Here is an 18,879-nt window from a genome sequence, read left to right on the forward strand (position 1 = left end):
GTCAGGCCGCCTTGGGCTTCGACGCACCGGCGGCCAGCGAGGTCACAGCGACCGCGCGGAACGCGATCCCGTGCCGCTTCTGCCCGTTGAACTCGTTCTCCCACGCCGAGGCGACCAGGCCCGTCAGGGCGACCGGGGTCCCCATGACCAGGTCCTCGGAGACACCGGGCTGCGGAACGGTGAGCTTGAGGATCTCCACCTCCTCCGGCGTGGAGAACATGACCTCCACGGTCATCAGGGTCACGCCGTCCTTGTCGGTGGCGATCTCGCCGGTCCGGCGGTCCTTGACCTTCGGCTGCGGAGCCTTGGCGACCATCACGGTCGCGTTGGTGGTGTCGACGGGAATCTGACGCACAGCAGATCACTCCTCTATAGAGGCTGGACTCCGTCACTCATGTATATGAGTGACATGAAGAAGAGTGCATGACTCCTGTACATGAGTCAACCCGACGCGAAGAAGAACTCGCGACGGGCTGAGGGGAGTTGAGCGCGCGTCAGTCGGCGGCGGGGATCCGGTACTCGAAAACGAACTGATCAGCGGCCATGAGGGTGTCGCAGACCTCCACCACACGGCCTTCTGTCGTCACGGCATCCCGGATCAGGTGAACCACCGGAGAGCCGGGGCTCAGCGCCAGTTCCGACGCCTCCGCCTTGGAGGCCGGGCGCGCTTGCAGCGTCTCGACGTACTCGGCGAACTCGTGCCCGTGGTCTTCGAGTCGGGCGTAGATGCCACCGCCGCCGGGGTTCTCGGCGAACAGTTCGGGGATGTCCTTCACCACGTCCCACGGCAGGTACGAGGTCGCGGTCTCCACGGGGGTGCCGTTGCGGAAGTAGAGGCGACGCCGCGCGAGCACCTGAGTGCCGGCGGGTACATCCAACCGCTCGGCGATGTCGTTGGGTGCGGGCATGGGGCCGATGTAGAGGACGCTCACCTTGGCGGTGGCGCCGGACTGCGCGGACTCGGCGAGGTAAGCGGCCTTGCCGCCCCTGCGGTGCGAGCGCCGGAAGCGATCGGAGGAGCGATGCCGTACCGGCGGCCGATCCTTCACGATCGAGCCCTTACCGTGCCGCGTCTCGACAAGCCCGCTCGCGCGCACCTCCACCATGGCCTTGCGAATCGTGCCGCCCGAGACTCCGTAGCGCTCGACGAGCTCCGACTCACTCGGCACCATCTCACCAGGCTTGAGGACACCCGCCCTGATCTGCTGCACGATCTCGTCAGCGATCTGCACGTACCGAGGTACGGACCGCTCACCTCCTACCGCGGTTCCCATAGTCCTTCTCTTTCTCCTATGCTCCTGTACATGAGTACATCACGGGAAGCAACCTCAACACCACCACTGCACTCGGTGTCCGTGGCCGGGGTAGTGGTGCGCGAAGACGGGCGCCTCCTGGCCATCCGCCGCGCCGATAACGGCACTTGGGAACTGCCTGGCGGCGTACTCGAACTCAACGAGGCACCCGAGACCGGCGTAGCCCGCGAGGTCCTGGAGGAGACGGGCATCCACGTCGAGGTGGATGAACTCACCGGCGTCTACAAGAACACCACCAGAGGCATCGTCGCCCTGGTCTTCCGCTGCAAGCCGTCCGGCGGCCACGAGCGCACGTCCAGCGAATCAACCGCCGTCGACTGGCTCACGCCCGAAGAGGTCAGCGAGCGCATGGCCGAGGTCTACGCGATCCGACTCCTGGACGCCCTGGACCACAACGGCCCGCACGTGCGGAGCCACGACGGCAAGCACCTGATCTCAGCGCGGTAGAACTTTCCCTACTTCATTCAAGGCCCGCGCACGGCGCGGGCGCGCGCCGCTCCAGGCGCGGCCCGCCTCCATGTCTCCGCCACCGGCTGGCCGCGCCACGCGGCGCGCTACGTGTATGCGGGCCGAAGGGGCAGGAAGCCCGCGGCCAGGTGCGGGCCAAAGACGATGCCTCCGGCGGGGGCGCTCCGGCACCGGGGGGGAGGGGGCGCCGCTGTCGGGTGCGGGCCCGCGGGTGGTTGCGTGAAGGGCTCCCATCCCGTCCACCGTCGACCCAGGCGAAGCCGAGCAGACGCGGCCCATGGCGTCCAGGTCGTTCGTACAGTGGCGCGCTCCACCTGGACGCCATGGACCACGCCCGCTCCACATGCGTGTGGGTCGACGGCGGACGGGATGGGAGCTGGGGCAGCTCAGTGGGAGGAACAGACCGCATCCCGGCCGCCGGACCCGACGCGCCGGAAGCTTAAGAGGCCATGATCACTCCGGCCAGCAAAAAGGCCCTGAACACCTTGATGGCGTCAGGACCTCAGTTCGTCAGCTCAGGCGAGGAGCAGCAGACCAGCTGCAGATTCCTCCGCGACCGCCCCGGCCACTTGCAATACGGCCACTACAGACTTTCGCGCATTACTCATGATTGTTCTCCTCTCGACTCGAAGCGGACCCTTGAGTTCCTGGCATGTTGTTTTCTAGGACCAGAATGATGAACCGGGCAACGACTGCGACCGAGACGAGCATGAGGAGGGCTGCAAGGGGAATCGAACCCCAAGCTCCCGCCCCTAGCCTCAACTGACGAGGCCGACAGCGTAGCAGTGACGATCACGGTTCGGGCCGTCTCTGGGCCGCCGAAGGGTGCTCAACGACGACCAACGCTGACAACCACCGACAGCTAAGCCACAGGTCGCAGCGTTGATCGATTACACGGCCGCAGGTCAGGGACCCGCCCCGTCACTTCTTCGGCTACTGAGAGCCTCGGCATGCATGGCGCTCCCATTGAGACTCCGCCAGCATCGACAGAAACCGGCCAGGTACGCAGAGCTACGGCAGGCAAGGGCAGGCGGCGACATGCGCGGGCGAGCCGAGAACCAGCCTGCTCAGAGGCTTAGGCAAGGCGGTCGAGCTGCTGGAGTGGACAATTGTCACCACTAGAGGCTACTTAGAGTAATCATGTGTACTATAGTCAACACTCAATGTGACTGATCGTGTATCGGTGAAGCCGCGGAGGTGGCTTGTCCATTGCTACGGTCCTGGGCGTTGAAACAGATGCCCGCTCCACCGAACAGGTTCCTAGGCATGTGCGATGAAGCGGGCGCGAAGCCTTGGAGGCTCACCGTGAGTGTGACTGTTGCCCCGTGGGGGCTGTCAAACCCGATGCCACGACCGTGGGTAATTGCCGTGATCGTTCTAGTGCTGATTGCCTGGGCTCCGGTTGGGCAAATCGCCAGTGCGTACGCTGACGCGGTGGCGGTGATCGGGCTGCTGGCGGCTTGTGGCGGTACAGCAGCGAAGTACAGCAACCGCCCCGACCGCATGTGACAGCCAAGAACCCTCGAAGTCCTTTGAAGCAAGGCTGGAGACCTCACCGGCCGCCCTGCCCGTAGTTCGCATCGAGAGGCAGCTCGACGCAAGGTCCGCCAGGGGCGCCGTTCTTAGCTCATGGACGGCGCCCCGTCGGCTTGACTCGGTCATTGAGACTTCGTCGACCTCATGCGGCATCCGCGCGCGAACCACGGTGCCACTGTCGGTGCCAGTCATTAGCATGCCGTCATGAGCGAGCGACCTGCCATCCCACGTGAGCTACGACGCCGCGTCCTCCTTGAGGCTGGCCATCGTTGCGCAATTCCCACTTGCCGAGCCACGCCAGTGGAAGTCGCACACATAGTCCCTTGGTCCAAAGCGAAGAAGCATGAATTCAAGAATTTGATCGCCTTATGCCCTACATGCCATACGCGATTCGATGATCCGCACAATCAGTTGGACCGCAAGGCCATGCGGCAATACAAGGCAAACCTGAACCCCCTTCTTTCGCTCAGCGTTAGCGAAAACGGCAATCAGATCATGCGGATCGCCGCATACCAAGATTTTCGGATGAAGGTCGGCACGTGGGTGCGCAGCGCTCAGGCACTCGGTGTGGCGAAGTCTAAGCGCCGCTCCACTGCAGAGGAAATTGCAAGCACCGAGAAGGAAGCCAATGAAAGGTTCGCGGATGCGCTAATTTCGGGGCTGGATTTTAATTCCAGCTGGAAAGGGACCTACGCCGAAGCAATCGCGGGCGCAATCTTCTATCACATAGCAGATTGGGTTGACGAACTCTTCGATAGCGAGTTCCCCGCACCCCGGAAGCTGGCTAAGCGGGACATCGTTGATGAGCTTTCGGAGGCGTCGATTAATTTGCATCTTGCAGTGTGCGAAGAGGTTGGCATCCTGGAAACGGAAGACGCTGATACAGCGGCGACGCAGAGCGCGCGACGAGACCCCTCCTGACATTAACGGCGCCGGGATGGGGACCTGCAACGAGCAGCCCGGCCTGGCCATCGCGGCGGCAGACTGGGTGCCAGCACCACTCTTTGATCGAACTCCTAAGGCTGTGGTCGGCGCACCGTGGACTATCTGTGGACGGAACCGCCCTAACAAGGTGCCCATGAGGCTCTGACTAGCTGCTTTTCCTGGGAGTGAAGGCCCCTCCGGAGCCGTGCGCGTTTGGTCAGGCAAGACACTCCCTCCTGTTCCAGAGGTGAGCTACGGTCCCCACATGACCGAAGATGACGGCGGGCGCGGCTGCTGGATGGAGTCGAAGCGCTGCCTGGTCAATCCCAAGCGCCACATCGCGGCCCTGCGCGAGCTCATTGCCGAAGACGACGATGAGCTTCTTCTCTATGACTACGACCTCATCAGCGACCCGCAGACCGTAAAGATCGTAAGAGCTCAGCAGCAAGCAGCCGGGCAGAGGAACCGCCGACTCAAGCGCTTGACGGCCCGGCAGCGCCACGCGGCTGACATCCACGGCTGACATCAACGACGCCGGACGGGGGCGTACACGAGCACTCCTGTTCCGGCCGCAGCGGTGCCACGCCACCCCGCCAAGGTCAGCTCTGGATCGAAGTCCTAAAGCGGGTGTCGCAGATTCGCTACTCGGGCTCGGGCTCGGACTCGTTCGGCGACGTTGCGCTCCACTTGTGCTTGATCTCCCGGTAGTTGTGTACAGCCTTGTGCGCACGCTCAAGAGACTTAAGCCAACTCGGCAGACGATCCAGAAAGTCCTGGGTGAGACGCAAAGCCAACAAGATCAGGCCCGATAGACCCAAGAGGACGAGCGTAAGCAAACCGAAGACTGCCACAGCCGACCTTCCGTATGTCGGTGGTCGAACCGAGGCAGGGCAGGGCTCAGCTCGACCACAGTTGATGTGGTCAAACTGAGCTCCGTGCCGATGCCGCAAGACTCAGCGAGGACCGTGCTGCTCTAAGCAGCCACGACCCTCAGCAATGCTGGGCCGACAATAGGCCCCCGCGCTCATCGGCTACCGGGGGCGTGCAATCGGTCCAGTACCGCCACGGGAAGAGTATCCGCCCGCCCGAAACCCAACAAGTTCAGGCGAACTTGATCAATTGCAGATCTGCAGTCAGAGACGATCGTGATACCCCCTGGGTTGCCGCACCAGAAGCACACCAGATCAAGCGGAAAACAGCGGGAATCGCGATGTAAGCGGCCCAGTCCGACATGACCCCGTCCTGGCCCCCGTCCTGGCCATTCGCCCAGGTCAGCACCCGAACGGGCCCCAAATAATCGCAGCTCCCCAAGCTGAGGGCACTGCCGTCGATCCGGACCGGCTTGGCTTGACTGAGAGAGAAGCCCCGGTCCCTGACCGAGGCTCCCTCCCCCCCATGAGTGCGCTACTGCGAAGCGAAGCTCAGCGCTACCAGTCGCGGCCTCTGATTGCCCTTCAGGAGCAGTCAGGTTCGCTCACCGTCAAGAGGTGCCCGCGGCTGGTCGCGACACGGAGCACGTCCTGCAAGGCTTCGGTCAGCTTCGTCGCCAGAGGGCGCAGCTCCCCCGGCTCCGCATCCTCGTCGCCGAGTACCTCTAGTGCTTGCTCCAGCAGTTCGGCCGCCATCCCGAGTTGGATCGCTTCCATGTCGTCCGCCAGGCGGGACATGTAGCCTGCGCGGTCGTCGGTGCTGAGATAGCAGGGCTTGCCCTCCGGGCCCGACCACGGGAGAAGCCTTAGTTCGTTTCGGGCTGTCATCCTTGTGTCTGCCTCTCCTCGATCACGTGGTGGGTGGTGAAGACCGCGTCGACGCGGTCGCCTGGGAACACCAGAAGCGCGGCCTCGACGACCCGCCCAGCGCTGTCGGCGGCGACGCGTGTGATCGCGAGAACCGCCACGGCGGAGCTGATCCGGAGGGTCGAGGCTTCGTCCGGCGTCGGGAGGCGGGCGCATACCGTCTCCCGGAACTCGGACGGCGGGGGGCTCAGCATGGCGAACCTCGTGCCTATCCCCTCGCTTGAGGTTCCGTCGCCGAGCGCTGAAGTCGGCGTCAGGTCCCGGGGGACGTAGAGGCGAGCCAGGCTGTGCGGCGACTCTCCCTCGTGGCTGATGCAGAGGAACTCGGTCAGTGGGGTACCGTTCGGCACCCTCAACAGGGCTGTCAGATGTCCGCACGCCCGGATCGCGGTGGTGCGGACAGTGACGCGCAGAGCCGCGTCACCAGCGGTCCACGGGTCCAACGTGCCCCATCCGCCGACGTATGTGATCTTGCGGAGGGGACGACGAACGAAGTTCCCCTTGCCGTGGATCTTCTCGACGAGGCCTTCCCTCTGAAGCACTGCAAGAGCATTTCGCAGCGTCGGCGTGCTGACCCTGTATTGGCCTGCTAGCTGGGTCTCCGAGGGAAGGCGTTCGCCAGCCTTGATGCGGCCGGTCGTGATCTGGTGCCGGAGGTCGTCGGCAATGCTGTGATGGCGAGAAGGCACGGACTCCATCACCGCCTTCTCAGCATCCGCACGGCGACGAGCCGGGTCCGCGTGTGCATGGTCAGCAACTCACCCGACTCGAACAGGAGTCGCTTGGCCCCGTGGGGCAATTGGAAGAGGTTGCTCACCCGGCACGCCTGGCCGCCAACCTGTATGACGTCGCCGCACTGCACGGTGGTCGAGGTGATCTCAACGGTGGATACCAGCGCGCCGCTGGGTGCTCGTCCCCTCACCGATTCACCTCCGCAAGCGCGGACTCGTCGAATGCCGAGTGGCAGGGGCAATCGCATGTCTCGTAGATCACCGGAATGTCGATCGGCGCCGCGACCGGGGAGGACTCCGCGCAGGCATGGTGCGTGCCGATCCGGCATGAGGTCGATCGGTAGGAAGCGGCCTCAGCGTGCGTGATGCGAGGCCGTTGGCGAGGAGGCATCAGCGGACCCCCGCGAGGGCGGACCAGGCTTCAGCCGGCAGATGGCGAGCTACGACCAACGAGCGCTGCCGTACGCGCTTCTCCCAGGCCAGCACGTACGGGCGGACGAGCGCGATGTCCTCACCCGCGCGCAAGTCCGCGCGGTCCGGGTGCCATCCCTGGGCGGTCATCGACGTGTCGGTAACCGCAGGGGGTGCCAAGGCAGCTGTCGGCCGGAAGGAGGTTAAGGGGCAGCGGTGCCTGCCCTTGGGGCGGTGCCGCTCTCTGGTGAGCGAGACGGCACGACGGATACGGTTGAGCAACGCTGCTCAGCTCCTTATCGCTGATGGCTCGGTCCCCCGACATCGCCCGTCGTGGGGACCGCTTTGCGTACGACCGCCCAGAGGGTGCGGCCGTTCAAGCAGGTGGCGAGAAGCCCGAATTGATCGGCCTCGGCCACCGCTTCCAGGGCCTCCCGCCATGACTCGGCGGAGAGCGATTCCGGCACCTCCGCTTCGACCGTCGTGTGTCGGGTGTGCTCCTCCACGCGCGTGGGGAGCCCGACGGCCGATAACCGGGCAGCGATGGCCGCCGCGCTAACTCCCGAAGCGGGCACAGGGCAGCCTCCGTCACCGGCGATCACTTCAAGTGAAGCTAGTTAACTAGATTAGAGCTAGTGGACTAGATTTTCCATATGCCTGAGCAGCCGCCCTATCTCCGCATCGCCAGCGAACTCCGGCGGCGGATCGCGGAGCACGTGTGGGAGCCGGGGGACCGTCTTCCCTCCCGTGCCCAGATCGGCCAGGAGTGCGGCGTGGGCGAGAACGTGGTGCGCCGGGCACAGGAACTGCTGATCTCCCAGGGCGTGCTGGAGGGCCGCGCCGGTTCCGGTACGTATGTCGCCGAGCCCCGGCAGCGGGTACGAGTTGTACGTTCATCGGCGCGCGAGCAGCCCGACGGGTCCCCGTTCCGCGCGGACATGAAGGCGGTGGGCAGGCAGGGGGATTGGGAAAGCCGGACCGACGCCAAGGTCCCGGCGCCGACGGAGATCGCGGCGCGTCTTGGTATCGCCGAGGGCGACCTATGCGTTCGTACCGCGTACGAGTTCCTCGCCGACGGCAGGCCGGTGCAGTTGTCGACGAGTTGGGAGCCGTACGACCTCACGGCCGGCACTCTCATCGTCCTCCCCGAGGGAGGGCCGCACGCCGGAGCGGGCGTCGTGAACCGCATGGCCGAGATCGGCATCAACGTCAGCCACGCCGTGGAGCAGCCCGAGCCACGGCAGGCGACAGCCGAGGAGGCGTCACTTCTCGGCATCCAGAAGGCCGCTCTGGTCACGCACATCCGCCGGACGTACTACAGCGACCAGGGGCGGCCCGTGGAGACGGCGGACATCGTGGTGCCCGCCGCCCACTGCGAAATCGTCTATGAGATCCCGATCAGTCGCTAGCGAGCTCGGGCATGAAATGAGAGAGCCCCTCTGCGGCTGGGGCGGTCGGCTCCACGGCTTTACGCAGCCACTTTGACGCGAGCCTGGAAGATCATGGCCCCAACGCCGTGCTTTAACGGGCAGGTCCACAGACTGCCCGACGCGCCGGAAGCTTACGGGGCCACGATCACTCGCCCCAAAGCAGCTCCAGCCCAAAGCCGCTCCGCCGACCTACGTCGCACGTTCAAGTTCATGAGCTTTAGGCGCCAATCTCTGCAGCGGCCAAAGCGTCAATCTCTACGTCATCCGTAGTTGGGTTCCAGAGTTCCCGGGGAGCCGTGATGTGGGTTATCCCAACCGTCTCCCCATACGGGAATGCCTTATCCCTCGAAACGAAGTAGTCGGCTTTCATTCGAACAGCCGTGGCAAGGTGGGTGGCATCCGGACCCCTGAGCTTGTAATCTGCGGCAAGCTGGCGAACTTCCCTGGCAATCAGAATGTCAACCTCGACCCATTGTATTTCGAGACGCTCCAAGTATTCATCCACGACGCGGTCTCGCTCATCCGGGTCGACGTCACCTTTTCGGCCATTTAATTCGACCAGCAGTAGAGTGGAGGCGACAATCTGAATATCCCCCCTATGAGCAGCTCGGAGAACCTTGTAGGAATTAGGCCACAAGCCCTTCTCCTTCTTTATTACGTTGAAGAAGATATCCGCATCAACGTACACCAAGGGCTCAGGCACTTCTCACCTGCTTCAGGTATTCAGCCGTACTGAGGTCACCCGTTATCCGAGGGTTGATGCCAAGGATGTCGGCCGGGTCCATGGGGCCCCGGTGTTCAGGAAGGACTTCAAGGTCAGTCATCTGAAGTGAGACAGCCTGCCCTTCCGTATTCCTCTGCAGGACACCGGAAGCAATCACGCGGCGACCCCACGCATTTCGCAATATCTCACTGTGATCACTATGGGCGACCACGCGAACGGCATGACGGGTTCGAGGATCACGAATCAGAGCCCTAGGTGAACTACCTCTGCTGTGACTCAGAACGTCTAGCGTTCCCGTCACACTAGAAAATGCGCTCTTAGCTGGAAGGACGGCTTGCGTAGCATTACTTACGGTTCCTTCATCAACAACGGCCGTGTGGCGATCGCCATTCAAGCTGGTAACCGCGACCTGCTCAATCCCGCCTGGCCTGATATGTTTCCCAATATGCCCCACCCGGGCAACGGTTCGCTCGCTGAAGAATGGTGGAATCTTCGGCGACCCGGAAAGCAATTCCACACCATCGACGAAGCCATTAAGCGGAGCCGCAATTGACTGCTGAGACCGCTTGGCAGGCACCATGGCCGGGACGAGGATAATCCGAACGTCCCTTTCCATCTTCATATCTTTAATTGCCCAACGAAGACGTGGGCTACGCACAGGCAGAGCGGTTCGGTCGACTTCCTCAAGAGACAACCTCACCTCGCCAAGAATCTGTGTATAAGTCTTGAGGTCAAGGCGAGATGATGTGGGGGCGATGCGCACCTCAAGAGCGCTATCGTCGCGGACAGCAATGGTCACGGCTACACCCCTCTCCTGCGTCTAGTCCCATCGTCGCACCAGGGTGTGACAGACGCGTTGTGCGTGCTGTCACTTGCAGGTGGTCGACGCTACGGAGCTTTGGTTCGAAGCGCTCCACCCTTGATCACCGAAGTGACTCAATCGTTACACGATCAGTTACTACCCGGGGAGGCAGTGCGGCACGCCAAGCAATGCCTGGGGTGCAGCCACGGTGAGTGTCTAGTTGCGTGACAACGCCCACGCACAGCGGCAGACAAGCACGGACACCTGCGGACCATCGCAGCAGGTGAGAGGCACACCAGCCCAAGGTCGACCGCACACCCAAGTTGCTTCGGGACGAAGAGGTCGTGGGTTCAAATCCCGCCACCCCGACAGTGAAGTACCAGGTCAGGGGCCTGATCCGCAGTGCGGGTCGGGCCCCTGAGGGGTTCCGGGGGCCGTTTTGCGGGCCATTTGGGAGCCGACTTCGAGATGTGGCTCCGAAACGGCTCCCCAGCTCCCACTGTTCGAACGCCCAAAGAACTCGGCATCTGCGCTTCGCGGCAGGGGACGTCAGCCCGCGGCGTCCTTGAGTCGGGCGGGGTCGAGGACAGTGGCGCGTCCGTGTGCGAGGCGGATCAGACCTCGGTGGGCGTAATCGCGCGCAGTATGGATATGTGAGCGCTGTGCTCGACCTGCATGAACGCAGGTGGGTGGGGAGCGCAGTCCGCGAAACATCCTGGAATGAGATGACCCACCATGACGCTCCGCACGATCGCCCACCACCTCGGTCTGCCCGTCCGGCGCGACCCTGAGGAGATAGCAAAGATCATCGAGGGACTCCGCCCCACCTTGGACGACCTGCCTGACGACAGGCGGGAACGGCTCGCCGCCGAGTGGACCAAGGTCCTCAGTGAACGCCACTGGCACCGGCCCTACCTCCGGGACTGAGCACCCTGTTGCTGCCGGTCGTTTCCAGCATGGCCCCTGTCGTGCCGGAGGAGTCCTCATTCACCCCGGCCGGCGCGCTTCAAGGCGTCTGCGAGTTGTTCGATGCTGGGGGCGCCGCTGGTGCGTCCGTCGGCGTCGCGGTAGATCCGGCACGAGACGCCGGCGTCGGCGTCCGGTGGGGCGAAGGGGTCGTTGCCGTTGATCAGAAGGGTCGGGGAACCGTGCATGCCAGTCCGGGCCGCCTCCTCGTCGTTGGTGATCACTCGGACGTCCACCGGGGCGGCCTCGTGGGGCAGCACCTGCTCCAGGCGCCGAAGCATCGTGGGGGCGTTCGGACAGTCGGGCACCGCGAGCACGACGAGTTCCATGGTCTTCCCCTTCACTGTTCCTGGGGTGGCCTCCTACCGGCCACGGTAGATCTCCTCGGGTGCGGGAAACCGTGAGCGCGGTCACCGAGCCGGTGACGGTGTCGTGCATGGCGTCGTACGTCGACGAGTTCCGGCTGTGGAGCCGCACTCCCGGCACCAGCGCCGCACTGTAAGCGGGATCACCGAAGGGGCCGGAGCTGCCGCGCTAACGTCGCGTATATGAACACTCCCCGCCTGCCCGGAGGTGGACGCTCATGATGCGCGCTGTGTGGCACGGGGCGGTACTCGCCCAGGCGGAGCGCACCGTCGTGGTGGAAGGCAACCACTATTTCCCGCCCGAGTCGCTCGACCGCGCGTACTTCACGGCGAGCCGGGCGCGGTCGCTGTGCTTCTGGAAGGGGCTCGCCCGCTACTACACGATCACCGTTGACGACCAGGTCAACGCGAACGCCGCCTGGTACTACCCGCATCCCAGCCCGCTCGTCAGGCGGATCAAGAACCACGTCGCCTTCTGGAACGGCGTCACGGTCGAAGAAGTGGTGCCGGAGGGTCACCGGTGACCGGCGCCCGCCTGGCGCGGATCGCCGCATGGACCGCGGGCGCGGGCGGCGGGCTGGCCGCCGCCTACTTGGGGCTGGTGACCGGGGCCCTACCCGTCGACGTGGGTGTGGGGCGGCGCGTCCGCCCGCTGGGGCCGCAGACCGTGGACATCGCGGCACCCCGGGAGGTGGTCTTCGACGTGGTGGCCCAGCCGTATCTGGGCCGCACCTCGCGCGCGATGCGGGAGAAGCTGCATGTGTTGGAGCGCGGCACTGACTTGGTGCTGGCCGAGCACTTCACCCCCGTCGCGGGCGGGCGGCTGACCGCGGTCACCCTGGAGACGGTGCGCTTCACCCGGCCCGAGCGCATCGACTTCCGGCTGGTCCGTGGCCCGGTGCCGCAGGTGACCGAGTCGTTCGTGCTGAGCGAGCACGAGTCGGGGACGCGACTGGTGTACGGGGGAGAGTTGGGCACTGATCTGTGGCGGGTCGGGGCCTGGTGGGGTCGGATGGTGGCCGCCCGCTGGGAGGCGACTGTCGCCGGATCGCTCGCCGCGGTCAAGGAGGAGGCGGAGCGCAGGGCCCGGCGCTGACCGATGCGGGCCGTCAGGACGTCGGCTGGGCCCGAGTGAGGCGAGAGTGGCGGTCACCGTAGGCGGAAGTTGTCTGCGACATGCTGGCCAGGCCGTATCCCGGGTGCACCCCGCGAGCGGCGGACCGACCGCCGTCGACGACCGGCAGGTTCGGTGAGCGCGCTTACAGTTCCTGGCCGCCGCACGGCCGTAGCGTCGTGGGCATGGTGCTACGGCTCGTGCTGGGCGCGATCTACACGGCGATGGGGATCGGTCAGCTCGCATCCATGGATGAGATGTCGGCCATCCTCGGCGCGTACGGCCTGGTGCACGGTGCCGCCGCGACCGTGCCGGCGGTCGTGCTGATCGCCGGGGAGCTGGTGTGCGGCATCTGGTTCCTCACTGACCGATGCGACCGCCCCTACGGTAAAGGAGTTCTTCGATGACCCAGGCGCCGACGCCCCGCCGCAAGGTGGACCGGGACGAGGTCTTCATTGAGTTCACCAAGTCGATCTGCCCGATGTGCAAGACCCCGATCGACGCGCAGGTCAACATCCGCGAGAACAAGGTCTATCTGCGTAAACGCTGCCGCGAGCACGGCGAGTTCGAGGCGCTGGTCTACGGGGACGCCGAGGAATATCTGTCCTCGTCACGGTTCAACAAGCCCGGCACGATCCCGCTCACCTTGCAGACCGAGGTGAAGGACGGCTGCCCCAGTGACTGCGGGCTGTGCCCGGAGCACAAGCAGCACGCCTGCCTGGGCATCATCGAGGTCAACACCGGCTGCAACCTGGACTGCCCGATCTGCTTCGCCGACTCCGGCCACCAGCCCGACGGCTACTCCATCACCCATGAGCAGTGCGCGACCATGCTCGACACCTTCGTGGCCTCCGAGGGCGAGGCCGAGGTGGTGATGTTCTCCGGCGGAGAGCCCACCATCCACAAGCACATCCTCGACTTCATCGACCTCGCCCAGGCCCGACCGATCAGGAACGTCACCCTCAACACCAACGGAATCCGCCTGGCCACCGACCCCCGCTTCGTCGCCGAACTCGGCAAGCGCAACCAGACACCCGGCCGCTCGGTGAACGTCTACCTGCAGTTCGACGGCTTCGACGAGCGCACCCACCGGGAGATCCGCGGCCGGGACCTTCGTGCCCTCAAACAGCGGGCGCTGGACAACTGCGCCGAGGCAGGACTGACCGTCACGCTGGTCGGCGCCGTCGAACGCGGTCTGAACGAGCACGAGTTGGGCGCCATCATCGAGTACGGCATCGACCACCCGGCCGTGCGCTCGGTGTCGTTCCAGCCGGTCACGCACTCCGGGCGGCACGTGGAGTTCGATCCGCTCCAGCGGCTCACCAATCCCGACGTGATCCGCCTGATCAGTGAGCAGCTGCCGGGCTGGTTCCAGAAGGGCGACTTCTTCCCCGTGCCCTGCTGCTTCCCCACCTGCCGCGCCGTCACCTACCTCCTCGTGGACGGGGAACCCGGCAACCGCACCGTCGTCCCCATCCCACGCCTGCTGAACGTGGAGGACCACCTCGACTACGTCACCAACCGCGTCCTGCCCGACGCCGGTATCCGCGAGGCGCTGGAGAAACTCTGGTCGGCGTCCGCGTTCATGGGCACCGCCACGACCGAGGAGAAGCTGCGGGCCACCGCCGAGGCCCTCAATTGCGCGGACACGTGCGGCGTCGACCTGCCCGAAGCGGTGAAGGACCTGAACGACAAGGCGTTCATGATCGTCGTACAGGACTTCCAGGACCCCTACACCCTCAACGTCAAGCAGCTGATGAAGTGCTGCGTCGAGGAGATCACCCCGGACGGCCGACTCATCCCGTTCTGCGCGTACAACTCCGTCGGCTACCGCGAGCAGATCCGCGCGGCGATGTCCGGCGTCCCGGTCGCCGACGTCGCCCCCAACGCCCTGCCCCTCGCCGGCCGCCTCACCGACACCCCGTACGGCTCCAAGACCGCACGCATCGAAGGGAGCTCATGATGGCCGACGACGACCTCAAAGCATGCTGCGCGGCGGCGTACTCCTCCGACGTTGTCGCCCTGCTCCTCGGCGACTCCTACCATCCCGGCGGCATCACCCTCACCCGCCGCCTCGCCGACGCCCTCGGGCTGACCCCACAGAACCGGGTCCTGGACGTCGCCTCCGGCCGCGGCACCACCGCCCTGTTCCTCGCCGACGCCCACGGCGTGCGGGTGGACGGCGTGGACTACTCCCCGGCCAACACCGCACTCGCCCAGGGCGCCGCCGCGGCCACGGGTCTCGCCGAGCAGGTCGCCTTCACCACCGGGGACGCCGAGCAACTGACGTACGAGGACGGCGTGTTCGACGCCGTGGTCTGCGAGTGCGCCCTGTGTACCTTCCCCGACAAAGCGAAGGCCGCCGCCGAGTTCTCCCGGGTCCTCAAGCCCGGCGGCCGTGTCGGCATCACCGACGTCACCGCCGAACCGGGCCGGCTGCCCGCGGAGCTGTCCACGCTCGCCGCACGGATCGCCTGCATCGCCGATGCCCGCCCCCTGGCCGAGTACACCGAGATCCTCGCGGCCGCAGGGCTGCGTACCCTCCGCACCGAGCGCCACGACCAGGCGATGCTGCGCATGATCGACCAGATCGAAGCGCGGCTGAACCTGCTCCGGCTGACCGCTGCCGACAGGCTCGCCGCCGCCGGCATGGACACGGACGCGGCGCCGGCCGTCCTGAACGCGGCCCGCGCCGCCGTTTCCGACGGTGTCCTCGGCTACGGCCTCCTCGTCGCGGAGAAGTCCCGAGCGGAGTAGGCGTGCTCGCCGCCGTAGCTCTTCTGCAGGCGCCGCTGACCACGGCGACGGCTTACCGGCCGGTACGTAAGCGCGCTCACATACCTGAACATGCCACCGCTCCTAGCGTCGGGACCGAGAGGAAGCAGTTCACTCACAGCAGGAGAGGACCTCGCGATGACAACCACCTTTCGGGTATCTCCCACCACTGCGGTCATCCCGGTCCACGCGGTGTGGGGCGCGGTGGCCGGACTGGTCGGCGGCATCGGGTTCGGCATCTGGATGTCGGTGTCGCGGCCGATGGCGGACACCGCGATGATCACCATGGTGGCCGGGCTGCTCGGCTCCACGAACGCCGTCGTCGGCTGGCTGATCCACCTGGGCATCGCCGTCTTCGCGGGCATCGGCTTCGGCGTCCTGCTGGGCGAGTACGCCCGGAGGCTCGTCCCGGCCGTCACGCTCGGACTGGTCTACGGGGCCGTGTGGTGGACCGTCGGCGCCCTGTGGATCATGCCGGCCAACATGGGCATGCCGGTCTTCGAGTGGAACGACGTCACCAGCTCCAGCCTCGGCGGCCACCTGGTCTTCGGGCTGCTCGCCGGCCTGACCTACTCCGGCATCGCCCGGACGACGGGCAAGCGGACCGATCCGGCCGGGCGATGACGCCGATACCGCCCGCGTCACCCGAGGGCCCGGTCGGCACGTCACGGGGTGCCGCCCAGCGCGGCAGCACCCCGGCGGACGGAGTCCTGCCCTACTGTCTGGCCGAGGGCACCGAGGGACTGGCCGGCCCGCCGTGGGGCGCGGCACCCCCGCCCTGGGCGCCGGGGCGACGCGAGGAGGCGCACCGCATGATCGAGCGCGACGACGATACGGACCGCACCTGGTGCATGTCCGAGGTGGACATCTTCCGCGACCTGTCCGAGGCGGAGATGGAGGCCATCGCCACCGCGGCTCCGATGAAGACGTACGCCGCCGGGGAGATCCTGCACTCCCCGCAGCAGCCCAGCGAGGTGCTGTTCATCCTCAAGCGCGGCCGGGTGCGCATCTTCCGCGTCTCCGCCGACGGCCGGGCCCTGACCTGCGCGATCATCAGCCCCGGCACGATCTTCGGCGAGATGGCGCTGCTCGGCCAGCGCATGTACGACAACTTCGCCGAGGCCCTCGACGACGTCACCGTGTGCGTGATGAGCCACGCCGACGTGCACAAGTTCCTGCTCTCCGACGCCCGGATCGCCGCCCGCATCACCGAGATCCTCGGCCGCCGCCTCGCCGACCTCGAACAGCGCCTGTCCGACAGCGTGTTCAAGTCGGTCCCACAGCGGGTCGCCACCACCCTGACCACCCTTGCCGCCCGCGCCGACACTCCCGCCGGGAAGCTGCGGCCGGGTGCTCGTCATCCGCAGATCACCCTCACCCACGAGCAGTTGGCCGCCCTGGCCGGCACCTCGCGCGAGACCTGTACCAAGGTCCTGCACGACTTCGCCGGCCGCGGCCTGCTCCGGCTGGCCCGCGGTCGCATCACCGTCCTCGACTCGGCCCGCCTGCGCGACGAAGCCGGATAGCCGCCATGGCACGCAGCTGCGGAGCAGGACCTCCCTGCCGGCTGACACGCAGCTGCGGAGCATATCCGCAGCCGGGCCAGGAGCAGCGCCCCGACCACCCCGACCACCTCGACCACCTCGACCACCTCGGCCACCTCGGCCACCTCGGCCACCTCGGCCACCTCGGCCACCTCGGCCACCCGGGCGATGCCCAGCAGCAGACCGTACAGGCCGCCCTGTCCCAAGGCCGCATCGCGTCATGCAAGCGCAGTCGGCCAAGATGTCGCCGTTGTTCATCGCCCTGGTCGGTATGCGGCCCAGGTCTTCGGCGTCTCCGACACCCTGACCGCTGTCAGCTCAGGGAAGCGTTCGATCCAGAGGTCGAAGATCCATGCGGCCAGGTTTTCCGCGGACGGTGAAATACCCCCCATCGCCTCATTCAGGTGACGGTGGTCGAGGGTGTCGTCCAGCCATTTCTTGAAGTCGTCGAGCTCGCGGTAGTCGCGGACGAACCCCGCCTCGGTGAGGTCCTCACGGCGGGCGGACAGCTCCAATACGACAACGTAGCGGCGACCTCTGCCTCGAACGCCCGCAGCAGCGCCGACTTGCCCATGCCCGAGACGCCGTCGACCACGATCGCCCGGCCACCGCGCCCTTCGGTCACGTCCGCCATCAGCGAGCGCAGCTCGTCCATGTGCTCCACGCGGTCGACAAACCCGGTCCGCACCACAGCCCCCCCCGTCCCCGTCATCCGTCATCGGTCATCCGTCAAGGAACTTCCGTACCCACAGCGTTACTTGCCGCCCACGGTAGATCATGCGAAACGCGTCTCCCACTCGGTCAGGTCACATGGCCCGGCCGGCGGCGGACCGAGTCGCGGACGACGACATGGGTGCCCAGCAGAACGTGCTGGGCGGCGCCGGGACTCTCGCTCTCGAGTGCCAGTCGCACGGCGGCGCGGCCCAGTTCCTCGTGCGGGACCTGAACGGTGGTCAGGTCGATGTCCGCGGCCGGGGGGAGGTCGTCGAAGCCGACGAGCGAGATGTCGTCTGGGATGCGCAGCCCGTGCTCGCGCAGCGCGTCGCGGGCGCCGGCGGCGATGAGGTCGTTGGCGGCGAAGACGGCGGTGAAGTCTCGTGGGCCCCTGTCGAGCCGTGCACGCATCATGCGGTGGCCCTCGCCGCGCTCCATCGTGCCGTCGAGCTCGAGCCCGGGGTCGTGCGGGACGTGGTGCGTGGCCAGTGCCGCGCGGTAGCCGGCGATCCGGCTGTCGGGGGTGGTGTATCCGGTGCGGCGTCCCAGGAACAGGATGCGTCGGTGGCCCGCCGCGAGCAGGTGGCTGGTGATGGCGTGGGCGCCGGCGGTGTTGTCGTACTCGACCACGATGGCCGGGACGTCGGGCCCCAGCGGGGGGCGGCCGCACAGCACGAGCTGCGAGCCGGCCCGGGCGAGCGCGCGGGCGTAGCTCGCCATGCGTTCGCGGTAGGCGTCGTCGGCGACGATGTTCCCGACGAGGATCACGGCTTCGGCCTGTTCCTGGCGCATCAGCGCGATGGTGGCCAGCTCCCGCTCGGGGTCGCCGCCGGTCGTGCCGACGATGCACAGCCAGCCCTCACGTGCGGCCTCCTCCTGCACGCCGTGCGCGACGTGGGCGTAGTGCGGTGAGATGACGGAGTTGACCACGATGGCCACGCTCTTGGGCCGCACTCCCGCGAGTCCTCTGGCGTGGGCGTTCGCCACGTAGTCGAGCTCGCGTACGGCGCGCAGGACCTTGGCGCGCGTGGAGGGGGCGCTGGGATAGGTGCCGGACAGGATCCGGGAGACGGTGGCGACCGAGACGCCGGCGTGTCGGGCCACGTCGCGGATCGTCGCGAGGCGGGGCTGCCCGTCGTCGGGCGCGGTCCGGCGAGGCATCGGGCCTCCTGCGTCCGGCACCTGGATGGCTGTCCGGCACCTGGATGGAAGCGTTTCCGCTCGAGGGTCGCGCATACGATCCGGCGCGTCAACAGGATGGTCTTC

At 66.3% G+C, this 18,879-nt stretch carries 25 protein-coding genes and 1 pseudogene; 13 read left to right on the forward strand and 13 right to left on the reverse strand.

Annotation, left to right across the window (positions count from 1 at the left end; genetic code table 11):
• Position 1 precedes the first annotated feature (1 nt).
• Together CLM62_RS20280 and CLM62_RS20285 are read right to left on the reverse strand one after the other, a co-directional pair.
• Positions 2-355, reverse strand: a complete 354-nt coding sequence (locus CLM62_RS20280; RefSeq protein WP_095751315.1) for a hypothetical protein — start codon at positions 353-355, stop codon at positions 2-4.
• A 139-nt stretch (positions 356-494) separates the two neighbouring features.
• On the reverse strand, positions 495-1,274 hold the full coding sequence (locus CLM62_RS20285; RefSeq protein WP_095751316.1) for a GntR family transcriptional regulator: 780 nt from the start codon (positions 1,272-1,274) through the stop codon (positions 495-497).
• A gap of 18 nt (positions 1,275-1,292) precedes the next feature.
• On the opposite strand from CLM62_RS20285, the gene CLM62_RS20290 reads away from it, so the two are divergent.
• The 4 genes and pseudogenes from CLM62_RS20290 to CLM62_RS20300 all read left to right on the forward strand — a co-directional run bounded on the left by CLM62_RS20290 (position 1,293) and on the right by CLM62_RS20300 (position 4,764).
• Positions 1,293-1,760 carry an NUDIX hydrolase gene (locus tag CLM62_RS20290; protein ID WP_179382161.1) on the forward strand — a complete coding sequence of 156 codons (468 nt, stop codon included), beginning with the start codon at positions 1,293-1,295 and terminating at the stop codon, positions 1,758-1,760.
• Between the two features lie 1,761 nt (positions 1,761-3,521).
• Positions 3,522-3,704, forward strand: a pseudogene (locus CLM62_RS53095) (HNH endonuclease); the annotation flags it as partial.
• Between the two features lie 24 nt (positions 3,705-3,728).
• Positions 3,729-4,238, forward strand: coding sequence for a hypothetical protein (locus tag CLM62_RS20295; RefSeq protein ID WP_257003949.1), 510 nt, complete (start codon positions 3,729-3,731; stop codon positions 4,236-4,238).
• Positions 4,239-4,506: 268 nt separating this feature from the next.
• The gene (locus CLM62_RS20300; RefSeq protein ID WP_095751318.1) at positions 4,507-4,764 is read left to right on the forward strand and encodes a hypothetical protein; all 258 of its coding nucleotides are present in this window, start codon (positions 4,507-4,509) and stop codon (positions 4,762-4,764) included.
• 931 nt (positions 4,765-5,695) lie between these two features.
• Here CLM62_RS20300 and CLM62_RS20310 read toward each other — a convergent pair.
• From CLM62_RS20310 to CLM62_RS51630, 5 genes are all read right to left on the reverse strand, one after another.
• Positions 5,696-5,998 (reverse strand): hypothetical protein, encoded by a 303-nt coding sequence (locus tag CLM62_RS20310; protein ID WP_095751320.1) that lies wholly within the window; start codon positions 5,996-5,998, stop codon positions 5,696-5,698.
• Positions 5,995-6,735 carry a GntR family transcriptional regulator gene (locus CLM62_RS20315; RefSeq protein WP_095751676.1) on the reverse strand — a complete coding sequence of 247 codons (741 nt, stop codon included), beginning with the start codon at positions 6,733-6,735 and terminating at the stop codon, positions 5,995-5,997. Before CLM62_RS20315 ends, CLM62_RS20310 begins: the two co-directional genes overlap by 4 nt.
• Complete coding sequence (locus CLM62_RS20320) at positions 6,735-6,959, reverse strand: hypothetical protein (protein ID WP_095751321.1); 225 nt, start codon at positions 6,957-6,959, stop codon at positions 6,735-6,737. The genes CLM62_RS20315 and CLM62_RS20320 overlap by 1 nt, the downstream gene beginning before the upstream one ends.
• A 199-nt stretch (positions 6,960-7,158) precedes the next feature.
• Entirely contained in the window at positions 7,159-7,329 is a 171-nt protein-coding gene (locus tag CLM62_RS51625; RefSeq protein WP_257003950.1) for a hypothetical protein, read from the reverse strand.
• A gap of 146 nt (positions 7,330-7,475) precedes the next feature.
• Positions 7,476-7,754: a hypothetical protein gene (locus CLM62_RS51630; RefSeq protein WP_095751324.1), complete on the reverse strand. Its 279-nt coding sequence runs from the start codon at positions 7,752-7,754 to the stop codon at positions 7,476-7,478.
• Between the two features lie 78 nt (positions 7,755-7,832).
• Between CLM62_RS51630 and CLM62_RS20340 the strand changes: the two genes are divergently transcribed.
• A complete protein-coding gene (locus tag CLM62_RS20340; RefSeq protein ID WP_095751325.1) occupies positions 7,833-8,588 on the forward strand; it encodes a GntR family transcriptional regulator in 756 nt (251 codons plus the stop codon).
• Positions 8,589-8,826: 238 nt separating this feature from the next.
• On the opposite strand, the gene CLM62_RS20345 is transcribed toward CLM62_RS20340, so the two are convergent.
• Together CLM62_RS20345 and CLM62_RS49380 are read right to left on the reverse strand one after the other, a co-directional pair.
• The gene (locus CLM62_RS20345; protein ID WP_095751326.1) at positions 8,827-9,312 is read right to left on the reverse strand and encodes a type II toxin-antitoxin system VapC family toxin; all 486 of its coding nucleotides are present in this window, start codon (positions 9,310-9,312) and stop codon (positions 8,827-8,829) included.
• Positions 9,305-10,132: a hypothetical protein gene (locus tag CLM62_RS49380; RefSeq protein ID WP_143659119.1), complete on the reverse strand. Its 828-nt coding sequence runs from the start codon at positions 10,130-10,132 to the stop codon at positions 9,305-9,307. Before CLM62_RS49380 ends, CLM62_RS20345 begins: the two co-directional genes overlap by 8 nt.
• Before the next feature lie 738 nt (positions 10,133-10,870).
• On the opposite strand from CLM62_RS49380, the gene CLM62_RS20350 reads away from it, so the two are divergent.
• Complete coding sequence (locus CLM62_RS20350; RefSeq protein ID WP_095751327.1) at positions 10,871-11,062, forward strand: hypothetical protein; 192 nt, start codon at positions 10,871-10,873, stop codon at positions 11,060-11,062.
• Positions 11,063-11,118: 56 nt separating this feature from the next.
• On the opposite strand, the gene CLM62_RS20355 is transcribed toward CLM62_RS20350, so the two are convergent.
• Positions 11,119-11,430 (reverse strand): alkylmercury lyase, encoded by a 312-nt coding sequence (locus tag CLM62_RS20355; RefSeq protein ID WP_143659120.1) that lies wholly within the window; start codon positions 11,428-11,430, stop codon positions 11,119-11,121.
• 254 nt (positions 11,431-11,684) lie between these two features.
• On the opposite strand from CLM62_RS20355, the gene CLM62_RS20360 reads away from it, so the two are divergent.
• The 7 genes from CLM62_RS20360 to CLM62_RS20390 all read left to right on the forward strand — a co-directional run bounded on the left by CLM62_RS20360 (position 11,685) and on the right by CLM62_RS20390 (position 16,881).
• Complete coding sequence (locus CLM62_RS20360) at positions 11,685-11,990, forward strand: DUF427 domain-containing protein (protein WP_095751329.1); 306 nt, start codon at positions 11,685-11,687, stop codon at positions 11,988-11,990.
• Entirely contained in the window at positions 11,987-12,562 is a 576-nt protein-coding gene (locus CLM62_RS20365) for an SRPBCC family protein (protein ID WP_257003951.1), read from the forward strand. The genes CLM62_RS20360 and CLM62_RS20365 overlap by 4 nt, the downstream gene beginning before the upstream one ends.
• Before the next feature lie 203 nt (positions 12,563-12,765).
• On the forward strand, positions 12,766-12,987 hold the full coding sequence (locus CLM62_RS48825; protein ID WP_107483814.1) for a MauE/DoxX family redox-associated membrane protein: 222 nt from the start codon (positions 12,766-12,768) through the stop codon (positions 12,985-12,987).
• Positions 12,984-14,543 carry a radical SAM protein gene (locus CLM62_RS20375; protein WP_095751331.1) on the forward strand — a complete coding sequence of 520 codons (1,560 nt, stop codon included), beginning with the start codon at positions 12,984-12,986 and terminating at the stop codon, positions 14,541-14,543. Before CLM62_RS48825 ends, CLM62_RS20375 begins: the two co-directional genes overlap by 4 nt.
• Positions 14,543-15,337, forward strand: a complete 795-nt coding sequence (locus CLM62_RS20380; protein ID WP_095751332.1) for a class I SAM-dependent methyltransferase — start codon at positions 14,543-14,545, stop codon at positions 15,335-15,337. The genes CLM62_RS20375 and CLM62_RS20380 overlap by 1 nt, the downstream gene beginning before the upstream one ends.
• A 156-nt stretch (positions 15,338-15,493) precedes the next feature.
• Complete coding sequence (locus tag CLM62_RS20385; protein ID WP_095751333.1) at positions 15,494-15,979, forward strand: hypothetical protein; 486 nt, start codon at positions 15,494-15,496, stop codon at positions 15,977-15,979.
• The gene (locus tag CLM62_RS20390; protein WP_257003952.1) at positions 15,976-16,881 is read left to right on the forward strand and encodes a Crp/Fnr family transcriptional regulator; all 906 of its coding nucleotides are present in this window, start codon (positions 15,976-15,978) and stop codon (positions 16,879-16,881) included. Before CLM62_RS20385 ends, CLM62_RS20390 begins: the two co-directional genes overlap by 4 nt.
• A 272-nt stretch (positions 16,882-17,153) precedes the next feature.
• Here CLM62_RS20390 and CLM62_RS20395 read toward each other — a convergent pair whose 3' ends face one another.
• The 3 genes from CLM62_RS20395 to CLM62_RS20405 form a co-directional block, all read right to left on the reverse strand.
• The gene (locus CLM62_RS20395) at positions 17,154-17,414 is read right to left on the reverse strand and encodes a 6-carboxytetrahydropterin synthase (RefSeq protein WP_095751334.1); all 261 of its coding nucleotides are present in this window, start codon (positions 17,412-17,414) and stop codon (positions 17,154-17,156) included.
• Positions 17,300-17,611, reverse strand: a complete 312-nt coding sequence (locus CLM62_RS53100) for an AAA family ATPase (protein ID WP_373559166.1) — start codon at positions 17,609-17,611, stop codon at positions 17,300-17,302. Before CLM62_RS53100 ends, CLM62_RS20395 begins: the two co-directional genes overlap by 115 nt.
• Before the next feature lie 89 nt (positions 17,612-17,700).
• Entirely contained in the window at positions 17,701-18,774 is a 1,074-nt protein-coding gene (locus tag CLM62_RS20405) for a LacI family DNA-binding transcriptional regulator (protein ID WP_095751335.1), read from the reverse strand.
• Positions 18,775-18,879 lie beyond the last annotated feature (105 nt).

Source organism: Streptomyces sp. SA15, from assembly GCF_002291145.1.
Classification (GTDB): domain Bacteria; phylum Actinomycetota; class Actinomycetes; order Streptomycetales; family Streptomycetaceae; genus Streptomyces.